This window comes from Serratia sp. T13T92 (assembly GCF_047530105.1).
Classification (GTDB): Bacteria; Pseudomonadota; Gammaproteobacteria; order Enterobacterales; family Enterobacteriaceae; genus Chania; species Chania fonticola.
Window position 1 is genome coordinate 1 of the sequence record NZ_JBLJAK010000071.1, and the last position, 12,531, is coordinate 12,531.

A 12,531-nucleotide genomic window follows, 5' to 3' on the forward strand; every position below is an offset into this window, starting at 1 on the left:
GCATGCGTTGCTGACGGCGCTGAAATCGCCGGACGACGCCATCGACTGGGACACGCTGCTGCCCTGGAAAATCACCCTACCTTAAACCCCACGACCGAACACTGTGGGGATTTAACGACGCTTACGATTAAACGCCAGTTGGGATTTGAGAGTTCGGCAGATAACACTGTCGAAAAAAAGCTTCATTAAAAAGTGAGCTCATCGTCCAGAACGACAAAATTCTGAGGATAAAAAATGCTCGACTTAACCGCAGAGCAGCAACATCTGGCAAAGATAGTTCATGATTATGCCTGCCAATTTCCTCTAACAGAGCATGGTGATGCTCTGCTGTTGCAGGGCTGTTATGACTATATGGAAGCCTTTAAACGGGTGATGGACAGTACATCAAAAGTTCAGATGGACTACATCTGCCAGCAATATCCTGGATATTTTCGCTTTGCGAAATGGATGGAGCGACTGGCTCAGGGGATTGCTGATGGCGTAATTGAGGCCCCGAAAGATCACTAAAACACAGGCCGGAAATTTCGGCGGTTCCGGCGTAGAACCCCATGTTGAATGTGATGGCCCTGGCAACTATCAGGGCCGACTGCCATTGTCTCAGACTGCGTCAGAACTTCACGTTAACTTTTGCCCACAAGGTGCGGCCCGGTTCATTAACAGACGTATTCGCGGAATAGCCGAAACTGCTGTTTCCAGCAAGGTTCAGGTGTTCACTGTAATCCTTGTTGAACAGGTTATCGACCCCCGTGCTGACTTTGACGTACTTATTGACTTTGTACGCCGCATTCGCAGAAAAGACCGCAAAACCGGGGCTGGCGGCAAAATCCTTGCCAACGACATTCCCTTCATTCTCGGCGATCCGGTTCTGGCTGCTGACCAGACGTAGCAAACCGGTACTGCTCCAGTCCCCTTTTTCCCATGACAGCCCTAGGCGGGCTTCCAGCGGTGGGATTTGTGGCAATGGTCTGCTGTCACGGGTATTTTCAGCCCACGAATAAGCCAGGCTGGTCTCGGTTTTCCAACTGTCCGTCAGTTTATAACTGAAGCCAGTCTCTCCCCCCATAATACGGGCATTAACGTTATCGGCTTCGCTAACGCGCGCATTCTTGGGATCATAACGGAACAGAATAAAGTCGTTAACATGCCCAACGTAGGCGGACACCCACCCGTTCAGTTTCTTGGTGCTGTACTGTGCACCTATATCCAACTGAGTGGTTTTCTCCGCTTTTACACTATTAAAGGCGCTGGTATTGCCACCAGGCCCATAGGTTGGAGAGAACAGTTCCCAATAATCAGGGAAACGCTCGGTATAACCCACACCGGCATACAGCATCAGTGGCATGTCTGCCAGCGAGTGTTCTATGCGGGCAAACCCGGCATAGAACACATCGTTGCGTCCTGCAAGGCCGGTGTCGGTAAAGTTATCTACCAACACACGATCCAGACGCGCACCGCTAACGACGTTATCCTGATCGGTGGCTGTCCAAGTCAACTCACTAAAAACGCCATAATTACGGAAGCGAGCATCTTTCACCCAGCTATCGCTTTCTTTATTACGGTGCGTGTTCTGTTGCATGTCTGCGCCGCTTTCAAGTTTGATATCGCTCCACAGCCAGGTTCCCATCATGCGGCCACCGACGGTCCGGCGATCAAGTTGCATGGCCATGGGCATGCTCATATTCATGCTCGAACTGCTCGCTGTGTTCATTGAGGATGACATGTCCATAGCCGACGACGTCCCCATGCTCATTGATGAACTGTCGTGCATGGCGCCCATGGACGAACCCATGCCGCCCATTGACATGCTGCCGGGTGATCTCAACGATAAATTATCCATGATATGGTCGGCATAATTGTAATAAGTACTGGCTTCAAATTTGTCGAACACGTCCCCGATGTTGGACTTTTCAAAGCGCATCCCCAGGCTTTCGCGTTTGAATTGCGAACCATCCATACTGCGCCCGGCATAACGCGCTTCGCCATCGCCTTGCCCTGCGGTCAGCTCCAGCCAGGTGTCTTTATCCGGCGTCCACCCCAGTGCCATATCCGCGTTCCACTTATCCCACTGAGAAGGCACCCGCTGGTTGTTACCATCCTTGTAATCGTCAGATCGAGATTTGTTACCGATCAGGCGCAGATAGCCTTGCTCATTTCCCAGGCTGATATCTGCATTTTGATCCCAACGACTATTTGATGCCCCGAGCAGGCTGGCATCACCTTGAATACCGGCTTTCTCAAAAGAAGGTCGCTCACGTTCGAAATGCACTGTTCCTGCAGAGTTACCCGGCCCCCAAAGTACCGTTTGTGGCCCCTTGGTCAGCGTCAGAAGATCAAAACTTTCTGGTGAAATATAGGAGCTTGGTGCATCCATACGCGCGGGACAGGCTCCAAGCATTTCACTGCCGTTGGTCAAAAGGCGCAAACGCGAACCGAACATACCGCGAAAAACCGGATCGCCATTGGTTCCGCCGTTACGGATTTGAGAAAAACCTGGGATGGTTTTCAGATAATCAGACCCGTCACTGGCCGGAACCGGCTGGCGCGGTGTTTTAGGTGAAGTCACGATCGTCAGTGGAGAAATGGCCGGTGCAGTAACTACCATCACCGACCCATCATCTGGGGTAGCCGCGCTATTCTGATGTTCTTCATGGCCGTCTTCAGCCTGAACAAATGCGGGTAAGGTGAACATCAAGGTCATCACCGTTGCCAGCGGTGATAAAGAGAGTCGAGTATTTTTCATAGTTAAAGCCTGTTTTTATCGGCCTGCCTTTCCCAAGCAGGCATTTACTGGCCATCAGTTGGAATGGCCAAGCATAAAACGTCACGGAACAATGGGCCTGTATCAGCCTCTGTTTCGTGAACGGTAAATTATTGTCTTGCTGAACGGCAAAACTTAACGCAGTGAAAACAGGCTAGGCGGGGCGCGGGGCTGGCATTTGGAATAACAGGCAGACAGTAACGGAGAAACAATGACGGGCAAAAACGGCGCTTGTGAAACAAGCAGTATCAACCAGATAAAAGGAATGAAAACGGTCTGGATCAGCGGTAAGTGAATGAGGAGCTGACAATAGCCGCAGGCGATGTCTTCCATCGGTGAACTGCCCGGGTTTGAAGCCAAGTGGTGGGACATGCTCTGGGAAACAGCGCAGGCACTGTCTAAAGAAGAGTGGAGATCATGCTCCATACCTGGCATAGCGTGGTGCATGGCCGCCGTATCAGGCATATCATTGTGTGTGGTGGTTATCGCTGCCGAACAAGGCTGACTGGCACGCTGATGCTCCAGTGATTTCGAAATCACTGGAGCCACGAACAACATCAGTATTGCCAGCAACGCCAGATAAATAGGGAACTGGCGGCGAGAAAGTGAAAAAAGCGATAGCACTCGAACAACCGCACTTTAAAAAAATGTTGCCCTATAGTACCGAATGAGAAAGATGATTGTTACAAAAAAGCTATTCATCTATCAAAAGGAAGGGCTGTTTATGTCTCAATACAACGCCTAAACCCATCTAAATATGTTGGGCCATTATACGTTTTCGTTATCGGAGGATATTCTGAATGGGGAGTTAATGCCATTTAATTTCAATATAAACAATGAATTATCTCCTTGGTGGGGTTTTTTACATCACTGGCCCTCAAACCCCGTGGGTCACTTTGTTGCATTTCAACTGGGAATGGGGCGACCGCTGGTTCTCCTGCTCGAACGCGGTTTCCATGATGAGGGCGTAACGGTAAAACCCCGGATATTCCTGGGTTAATGCCATCAGTTCTTTATCCGTGGTGCCGGTCCAAATCTGATGCAATTCGGGGGTATAGCCCATCATGCGGTTGATAACCCGCTGCGGCTCCGTGACGCCTTGTGCATCCAGCTTCAGCATATGTTGATCCATTTTTGCCGCCATTCGGCGAAAATCGGCCATTGTCATCGGTGTTTCCTTTTTACCGGTTTGGCAGGGAGCAATGCTTCGCGGGCTCCAGCGCGACCGTATGGTGATCTGGGGGGCTGTCGATGAGCCTCGCGTTCAGGCCATATTCCGTCATGACACGAATGAAGGTGACGGTGTCACCAATAATACGAAAAGGGACGGGGTGCAGGTGGCGTCCGTCCTGGGTAAAGGCCGCATTCAGCGCCGTTTTTTCGACGTAGAAGCCGTTGTTAAGTGACGGCGTCAGGGTCACTCCGGATTTCCACTCATGTGCATCCATCACGTAATTGTCCCAGCCCTGGTCTTTCAGCGTTTCAGAGGCGTAGGTGAGCCGGAACAGATCGGATTGTGCGGCCAAATTGCCACTGCAGGAGCGCCACAGGGAGTCCAGGTGCTGACGCAGTTTGCCTGCCGCTCCGTGCTTACGCCCGCGTTCGAGTAGCCAGTTGATGTCGACGGCCACGCTTTTGGGGAATCGCTTCTGCTTTTGGGCGGTGGCCAGCCAGCGAATAAGAAACAAATTCTCTGCATATTGCGTGCCGGCCATGCCATCTTGACGCGCCAGCCCCAAGGCTGCCAAGGCACAAAATGCCAGGTGACTGAGTGCTGAGGTGGTATTTTCCGTGGTAACGGATTCGGTCTTGTCTAACAACGTCTATCCTGCCTGTTTTGACGAAAGATTAATAAGAGATCTACGACCCATCGTCATTCAGTGTAACCGGTAAGCAGCAGGATGGAGTCATCCTGGTCCCAAAAGTTCACTAAAAATAGAAAGTCGGTAATTTCGGCGGCTCAGGCATACCCCCCCCAAAAAATCATGCATAACCAAGTTAGAACACATTTGGTCATGTACTTATCGGTTGTGCTGCATTTTTTTATGCATTAATATTTTTTATGTATATATACGATTTTATTTTCATTAAACGGAAATATATTCACGCCATAAATAAGGAAGGCGGATGGCAAGCATGAGCAGGGAAGCCAGTGGGCTTCGCTTTACGCTGAGTGTGGGCAGTCTGGAACCAGAAACTTTCGTGGTATCAGGCTTTACGTTGCATGAACAGTTCTCTACGCCATTTATCCTTGAACTTGAGGCTGCCAGTGCCAATCCCAGCATCGAGTTCGCTGCTATTTTGGATAGAACCGCCACGCTGACTGTCTGGCGCGATACCGAGGTACAGCGGATCGTCAATGGCATCGTGGTTGAAGTGGAACAGGGAGATACAGGACGCCATCAGACACATTATCGCCTGAGTATACGCCCCGCACTCTGGCGCGCTGGATTAGTCAGAAATTCACGCATCTTTCAACAGCGAAATGTTCAGGAGATCCTGGAAACGTTATTGAAAGAACATCATATCAGTCACTACGCGTTTGCGTTGCGTGATACCCATGCCAGGCGTGAATTCTGCGTCCAGTACCAGGAAAGTGACGCAGAGTTTCTGGATCGTCTTGCCGCTGAGGAAGGGATTTTCTATTTCTTTGAGCATAAAGATCAGCAACACACGCTGGTCTTTGCCGATGACTGCGCCGCACTGGATACCGGGCCAACACTCCCTTATCATCCTGCCAAAAGGGCAGATTCAGATACGTTATGTATCAGTACCTTCCGTCGCAAAGAAAGTCTGCGTCCGTCTGAAGTCTTGCTGAAAGATTACACCTTCAAAAATCCGGGGTGGCAGGCAGAATCCCGTGAGACTGCCAATGACCTCGAGCACCAGGCTTTCGATTATCGCCATTATGATTATCCGGGTCGCTTCAAAGGCACTGGCCCCACAGGGGATCAATTTGCCCGCTGGCGCGTCCAGGCGTTGCGTAACGACGCGCATCAGGGAGAAGGTGCGGCCAACAGCCCGGCGCTCCAACCGGGTGTGTGGTTTACACTGGAAAATCATCCGCTGGAAACCCATAACGCCCGTTGGCAAATCACCGGGGCCACGCACACCGGCAGACAACCGCAAGCACTGGAAGAGGCCACGGGGGAACAGGGCACCACGTTGGGTTGCCAGTTTACCTTTATTCCCGACAACCAGACCTGGCGTCCCCTTTCGCTACCCAAACCGCGCATCGATGGCGCGCAGGTGGCGATCGTCACGGGAGCAGGGTCTGAAGAGATTTATTGCGATGAGTATGGGCGGGTCAAGGTACGCTTTCCCTGGGATCTCTCTGGCAGAACGGATGACACCAGCTCCTGCTGGGTACGGGTTTCGCATCCTTGGGCGGGAGCGGGCTGGGGCATGTTAGCTATTCCGCGTGTTGGCCATGAGGTCATTGTGGAGTTTCTCAATGGTGATCCCGATCAGCCCGTGATTATTGGCCGTACCTACCACGCCAACAATCTGCCACCCGGTGACTTACCGGCGACCAAAACCCAGATGGCCCTCCGCTCAAAAACCCATAAAGGCGATGGCTTCAATGAGCTGAGGTTTGAGGATCTTCGGGGCGGTGAAGAAATTTATATTCATGCGCAACAGGATATGAATACCGATGTTCTGCGGGATCAGACGACCACCATCAACCGGGATATGACACTGACGGTCGATAATAACCGTACCTCGGTGATCAAAGTCGATGATGATGAGTCCGTAGGGGGATATCAGACGCTCACGGTGGCGAAAGATCAAACCGTCACCCTCGAAGGCCAGCAGACCACGGTCGTGAAGAAAAGCCGCTTTCTCGACATTGCAGACAATGACTCCCTGAAGGTCGGCAAACATATCTCGATCCACTCTGCCAGCGGCCAGATTGAGATCGGCAATGCCGGGGGCCGCATTGTGATTGATCCCATGGGCCATATCCGCATTGAAGGGCTGAGTATTACGCTGGCCGAACACGCTTCCGGTGTCATGCCCACCACTCCGCTGTTTAATTACTCTGCCCGTTATACGTTGCTGCATGAACGCACGGGAGCGCCACTGATCAATACGCCCTACACCATCAAGGGGGCCAACGGTCAGGTGGTTTCAGGCAAGACCGATGCCCTGGGCAGAACCCTGATGGTGCGTTCCGACAAAGAAGACAATCTGGAACTCGGCCTACCGGAAACCCAAAAACCGGCGAAAGAAACCTATTACCAGGCCAGCGACAATGCACCGGTAGAACGTGTCATGGAATTCAAGGAATAAGATGATGAGCAATCCAGGCAATATTTGTCCGACAGTGACCTCCATTACCTGCACCATGGAACGAGGGAGATTTCCTGGCGATGAAGACCCCTGTTACCTGGCACAGAAAGCCGAAATCGCCATGCGCCTGCCACGGCGTATTGTCACCAAAGCCGGTTTGGTGCGTTTTTTAAACCAGTTGATCATGAGCGGTTTGATCCAGGACGAGGAGGAAAAGGAAGAATATCACTGGCCCTATAAAGCCGAAGTCGTCTTTGCGATGGCATACCCCGTTCCCCTGCCTATGCTGGCCACCAGTATCGCCTCGAAAGAGAAATACGGTGAGGATTTACCACAATCCTCCAACCCGTTTGCCCGACCTTCCCGCGAAGATTGGATAAAACATAACGTAGAAGGGATACGCCGCCCGGACATTATCCTGGTTAAAGAAAAGACTAAACGCTGGCCTGGGCGCGCAGCCATCTATTTTGATGACAAGTTTCATCAAGATAACTTGAAAATGTTGATTGAAGTGAAGTTTCCAGGCGATACTTTATCAGAGGATCAACGAGTAGATTATATCGCCATAGCGACAAACGCCCGTTTTGGCGTTTTGCGTGTTGAGGATAACCGTACTGAGAAACAAAAGCAGTACGACAAACAATATAACGCCGCTTTCAGCCCCAGTGCAGAAAAATATACCTTACTGCCGCCGCACCAGGGTGAGCAGCCGCTCTCTGTCCCTGTAGCCCCTCCTGAAGGGGTGCCGGGAACCCTTCCGCAGCCATTACATAAAAATCTGCCGTTATTGAGCACGTCCCCTTGGGATTTTATGCCCTCGGTGGAGGACTGGTTGGTATTAGGTCATGAGGTTTCCAGCCTGGCAGAAGAGGGCTGGGAATATGTCAGTGAGAGCACTCGGCAGATGTTTCATCAGTTTGGTGCCTGGGTCTCCGAGAAAGGGGATTGGTTCTGCCAGCAAGTGCTCGACCCTGTCACCCAGCAAACCCACTATGTGTTCTCCTGGATGAGCGAAAAAACCGGTGAAATTATTACCTGGAGCGTTGCGCAGTGCCAGGACTTATGGCGCACCGTGCTGTTAGGGTCGGAGATAACCCTGGAGTATTTAAAACAGATTGAATGGGTGCAGATACTGTCTGATATTGGCAATGGCACGGTACAACTGGTTATCCATGCCGCAGTGACTGGGGCTGTCATTATCGTGACGCTCGCCGTGGTGGCGTTGGTTGCGATTGTCGCTGCGGCTGTCGCCGCAGGGGGTGCCGCCGCTGCCGGACTGTTCGCCGCACTGGCGGCGGTGGGCGGTAGTACCCTGGTCGTCGCGCAATAATTTATCAGGAGTCACTATGCAACACACTGAATACACGGCATTACTGGAACAGCGCGTACCGGAATTTACCTTTACCGACAATAACGATGTTGTTATTAGCCGGTTGGGCCTGTCGATCACCCTGTTTTTTAAACGGGGCTACACCCTGGAGAAACGGGAGAAGATACTGGCCTGTTTTAGCCGCTTCCGTGCAGAATTCGGTACACATTTGCGCTTTCACACCCATTCTTTTAAAGGGATGAAAAAATACAGTCCGGAAAATATCGCCAAGGTGGAAGACAGCATCCGCAATAAAGGCATTTATGACTACGGTGGTTGGACTATCAGCGATGCGAAAAATATGTCCGAAGCCCCCAACTGCCTGATGCGTTATCTGGACTCTCGCGAAGCGGGTGGAGATAAAAAGAATTCCTATCTGAGCCTGGTTTTACCCTGGTTTTACCTTAAAGAAACACAGGGAATGGCGCGTTTTAATGATTGGTTGACTTACCTGTGCCAACAACTGGAACCCGACAGCGGAGACTGTGGGTATTGCCTGAACATGCCATTTGATTTTGATGACTACTGTCCTCTTGAATATGAACTGGCTAAACGCTATCCCTCATTACAGGTGAATGCTAATGTCTTTGCCGACGCAATGCAGTACACCAATAGCAGTCGTGGCGTTAACTGGATCACCGTTTTAGACAAGCGCTATATCAAGCGGTTAGGCGGCGAGAACTGGGTACGTCAGGTACTTTCTCGCGACCCGGCGATCAGTATTGAACCGTATCCCGGCGGGCTGTTAATCCGCGCCGGGCAATACCCGGACTTGACTCCAGTGGTGGCAGGATTGTCCCCACACTATCTGGCCGTCAATCAGTTGATCCGCCCGATACGTGTCCAGCCCCAAGAAGGGCACTCTCTGCATTCTTACGGTATCAATCAATTCGATGAACAATCGACACTTGCTTGGTACGCCCGTTATGACCAGGGGCCATTGTCCCTGTCGCCATTAGAGTCGGGTACCCCGGCGCTGGTGACCGGTAACTGGACGACCCCCTCGTTCCCTCACACCATGCGAATTATCAAGCAAGGTGAAATGGCTCCTGCCGGAAAAGCGGGAGAGGTCATTTGGTGGGATCTGGCCAGTGAAGTTGAAGATGACGGTACTACTCTGGCTCCACAGTCATGAGAACGATTATCCAAGGGAAAAAGGTTATCCTGGTGGGGGATACCACTACCACCGGGGGTAAAGTGCTCAGTGGCTCCCCCTTGATGGTTAGGAAGTTGGATCCCTTTTTTTCCCTTAGGTCAGAGGCAAAAGAGGGTGATAAGGCCATGCGTTTCATCAGCTCAGGCAGCGCAACGTTGACAACTGGTTAAAATAACCCCCATTTTGATGCGAAATCCAAATTTCAGGCAGATCTTCCCTAGGCCGCCTGCCGCAACCATCGCTCTGTTTTGAACTCCTGCCGACGTCGCGCCAATAACTCTTCTGCCCGGATACCGGCTTCTGCGCTCTTAAATACCATCCTGCTTCCGCATAACAGTAAGCGATCAGTGAGTGCCGTATTGACGGCTATTTATTGGTGAGATCAACGTTCCAGGGCAGTAGCTCAGCCACTTTATTGGAAGGCCACTCCGGCAGTACGCTCAGGATATGGCGAAGGTAAGCCTCTGGATCGATGCCATTGAGCCTGCATGTACCGATCAGACCGTACAGCAGTGCACCACGCTCACCTCCGTGATCGCTCCCGAAGAAGATATAATTTTTCTTGCCAAGACAGACGGCCCGTAGCGCGCGCTCTGCGGCATTATTATCAGCTTCTGCAAGACCGTCATCGCAGTAGTAGCACAGGGCATCCCACTGGTTCAGGGCATAAGCGAACGCCTCGCCCAACCGGGATTTTTTCGACAGAGTAGCGCTTTTCTCCACCAACCAGTCATGCAAGGATATCAGCAGCGGCTTACTCTGGGACTGCCTGGCTACCAGCCGATCAGTCGCAGGGAGGCCGCGTATGGCTTCTTCGATTGCGTACAGCTCACCGATACGTTTCAGGGCTTCCTCTGCTGTCGCCGTTTGAGTACTTATATAGACGTCGTGGATTTTTCTGCGCGCATGGGCCCAGCAGGCCGCTTCGGTTAACGGGCCTCCTTCACGTTCTGCGCTGAACAACCGATCATAGCCTGCGAAGGCATCCGCCTGCAGCACACCATTATAGTGCCGAAGATGTTGCTGAGGATGTTTCCCCTGCCGGTCTGGCGAGAAGGCGAACCATGCCGCTGGCGGATCTGATGAGCCTGCACTTCTGTCATCACGGACATATGTCCAGATGCGTCCGGTTTTCGTCTTCTTCCTGCCCGGTGCCAGCACGGGCACCGGGGTGTCATCCGTATGCAGTTTGCGGCAGTCCATCACGTAGTGGTAAAGGGCCTCATCCAGCGGGACCATTAACCGACAGCACGTATCCACCCAGTTGGAGAGCAGAGCCCGGCTCAGAACCACGCCCTGACGGGCAAAGATTTCGCACTGCCGATATAGCGGCAGGTGTTCGCAGTATTTGGCCGTTAACACGCGGGCCAGCAGACCTGGCCCGGCGATACCCCGATCGATGGGCCGTGATGGCGCAGGCGCTTCAACGATGCAGTCGCATCGGGTGCAGGCCTTTTTCACCCTGACCGTGCGGATCACTTTCAGGGCGCTGGAGACCAGCTCCAGTTGCTCCGCGCTTACTTCACTGAGGTATGCCATATCACTACCGCAACCAGGACAGCAGGTTTCGACTGGCTCCAGCCTGTTTATTTCGCGGGGAAGATGCTCAGGTAGAGGACGGCGGTGGCGCGACTGGCGAAGCTGACGTGGAACCTGCTGATCGTTATCCCGGCCATTGTAACGATCGCTTTGCTGCTCCTGCTGTTTCAGCAGGGCTTCTGCGTCTTCAACCTGTCGGCGAAGCTTTTCTGAACGGGTACCGAACAGCATCCGCCGCAGTTTTTCTATCTGTGCCCGCAGATGCTCTATTTCGCGCTCTTCGTTCTCTATTTTCTCTTCTGCACGGGCCAGCGCCGAACGCAGGAACGACTCAGTCTCTGCAACGAGGCTAAGCTGACTGTCTTTCTGGCGAAGCGCGTCTTCCAACGCGGCGATACGGGCGAGATAGTCCTGACTCATGACCCCATTTATAATGCGGTCATGTGATTTTTACAACATTGTCAGTGAGTTAAGGCGAGTTTTTTTGGGTTGACGCCAGTCCAGCTTATCGAGGAGCATGGCGAGTTGTGAGCGGGTGATGGCGATTTTACCATCGCGTACAGCAGGCCAGATGAACTGGCCTTCTTCCAGCCGTTTGGTAAACAGACACAGGCCGTCAGCATCAGCCCAGAGGATCTTCACGGTGTCACCTTTGCGGCCACGGAAGATAAACAGGTGGCCGGAGAACGGATTTTCATCAAGTGCATGCTGTATCAGTTCGCCCAGGCCATTGAACGATTTACGCATATCGGTGACGCCAGCAACCAGCCAGATACGGGTGCCTGACGGGAGGGATATCATTGGCTTCTCCCGGTCAGTTCGCGGAGCAGCACGGCCAGCAACTCTGGTGACGGGTTCTCAAGTGTCATTTTGCCGTGGCGGAACTCAACACAACAGGAGGTAGCATTCAACGCAGAGAACTGACCCGGATCTGTGTTCGTCTCACCTGTTGGTGCTGGATCAGGTATCACCTCGACAGGCAGCATAGTCGGTGATGATGAAAATTCGACTGTTGCCGGAAGGCGGCGTGAGATACGGCCTTCATCCTGCCAAAGCCGTAACCATTTGAAGATAATGTTGTCGTTGACGCCGTTTTCACGAGCGATCTGAGCAACGCAGGCACCGGGACGGGAAGCCAGTTCGACCATACGAAGCTTGAAGTCATTGGGATAATTTTTACGGGGTTCTTTTCGCCAGGATTGGGATTCCATACTTAGATGTCCGTCTGTACAGGTGGACGTCTAAGTTACCAGTACTGGCTTAATGGCTACATACGGTGCTGGGTTTACGCTTCCGCATAACACGCACTGGTACGGATCCACATTGGTAAATTTCTTCATCAGCGACGCAAAGCCCGGTTTCTGTGGTTTTGCCTTCATCTCAATCCCCAGGGCGGTATAGACCTTAGGCAATAAC

Annotated in this window: 12 protein-coding genes; 5 read left to right on the plus strand and 7 right to left on the minus strand. The window is 52.3% G+C overall.

Features of this window, described 5'->3' with window-relative positions; genetic code table 11:
• A partial coding sequence (locus ACMV5I_RS28155; protein ID WP_414825814.1) for a hypothetical protein occupies nucleotides 1–189 on the plus strand: 189 nt, incomplete at its 5' end.
• A gap of 45 nt (nucleotides 190–234) precedes the next feature.
• Entirely contained in the window at nucleotides 235–507 is a 273-nt protein-coding gene (locus ACMV5I_RS28160; RefSeq protein WP_179249410.1) for an arylsulfatase regulator, read from the plus strand.
• Nucleotides 508–607: 100 nt separating this feature from the next.
• Here ACMV5I_RS28160 and ACMV5I_RS28165 read toward each other — a convergent pair whose 3' ends face one another.
• From ACMV5I_RS28165 to ACMV5I_RS28180, 4 genes are all read right to left on the minus strand, one after another.
• A complete protein-coding gene (locus ACMV5I_RS28165) occupies nucleotides 608–2,740 on the minus strand; it encodes a TonB-dependent receptor domain-containing protein (protein ID WP_414825815.1) in 2,133 nt (710 codons plus the stop codon).
• A gap of 153 nt (nucleotides 2,741–2,893) precedes the next feature.
• Entirely contained in the window at nucleotides 2,894–3,382 is a 489-nt protein-coding gene (locus ACMV5I_RS28170; RefSeq protein ID WP_008786826.1) for a DUF2946 domain-containing protein, read from the minus strand.
• A gap of 253 nt (nucleotides 3,383–3,635) precedes the next feature.
• Nucleotides 3,636–3,926, minus strand: a complete 291-nt coding sequence (locus ACMV5I_RS28175; RefSeq protein ID WP_414825816.1) for a hypothetical protein — start codon at nucleotides 3,924–3,926, stop codon at nucleotides 3,636–3,638.
• A gap of 13 nt (nucleotides 3,927–3,939) precedes the next feature.
• Nucleotides 3,940–4,578 (minus strand): DUF2913 family protein, encoded by a 639-nt coding sequence (locus ACMV5I_RS28180; protein WP_414825817.1) that lies wholly within the window; start codon nucleotides 4,576–4,578, stop codon nucleotides 3,940–3,942.
• A gap of 307 nt (nucleotides 4,579–4,885) precedes the next feature.
• Between ACMV5I_RS28180 and ACMV5I_RS28185 the strand changes: the two genes are divergently transcribed.
• Genes ACMV5I_RS28185 through ACMV5I_RS28195 form a run of 3 tightly spaced genes read left to right on the plus strand, consistent with a single transcriptional unit; the run spans nucleotide 4,886 to nucleotide 9,555 of the window.
• Nucleotides 4,886–7,051 carry a type VI secretion system Vgr family protein gene (locus tag ACMV5I_RS28185; RefSeq protein ID WP_414825818.1) on the plus strand — a complete coding sequence of 722 codons (2,166 nt, stop codon included), beginning with the start codon at nucleotides 4,886–4,888 and terminating at the stop codon, nucleotides 7,049–7,051.
• Between the two features lies 1 nt (nucleotide 7,052).
• Complete coding sequence (locus tag ACMV5I_RS28190) at nucleotides 7,053–8,381, plus strand: VRR-NUC domain-containing protein (RefSeq protein WP_414825819.1); 1,329 nt, start codon at nucleotides 7,053–7,055, stop codon at nucleotides 8,379–8,381.
• 16 nt (nucleotides 8,382–8,397) lie between these two features.
• Nucleotides 8,398–9,555: a type VI immunity family protein gene (locus ACMV5I_RS28195; protein ID WP_414825820.1), complete on the plus strand. Its 1,158-nt coding sequence runs from the start codon at nucleotides 8,398–8,400 to the stop codon at nucleotides 9,553–9,555.
• Between the two features lie 387 nt (nucleotides 9,556–9,942).
• On the opposite strand, the gene tnpC is transcribed toward ACMV5I_RS28195, so the two are convergent.
• From tnpC to ACMV5I_RS28210, 3 genes are read right to left on the minus strand one after another with little or no spacing between them, the layout of a single operon-like run.
• A complete protein-coding gene (gene tnpC, locus ACMV5I_RS28200; protein ID WP_414825821.1) occupies nucleotides 9,943–11,535 on the minus strand; it encodes an IS66 family transposase in 1,593 nt (530 codons plus the stop codon).
• Between the two features lie 30 nt (nucleotides 11,536–11,565).
• Nucleotides 11,566–11,916, minus strand: coding sequence for an IS66 family insertion sequence element accessory protein TnpB (tnpB, locus tag ACMV5I_RS28205; RefSeq protein WP_414825822.1), 351 nt, complete (start codon nucleotides 11,914–11,916; stop codon nucleotides 11,566–11,568).
• A complete protein-coding gene (locus ACMV5I_RS28210; RefSeq protein WP_414825823.1) occupies nucleotides 11,913–12,326 on the minus strand; it encodes a transposase in 414 nt (137 codons plus the stop codon). Before ACMV5I_RS28210 ends, tnpB begins: the two co-directional genes overlap by 4 nt.
• Nucleotides 12,327–12,531: the final 205 nt, after the last annotated feature.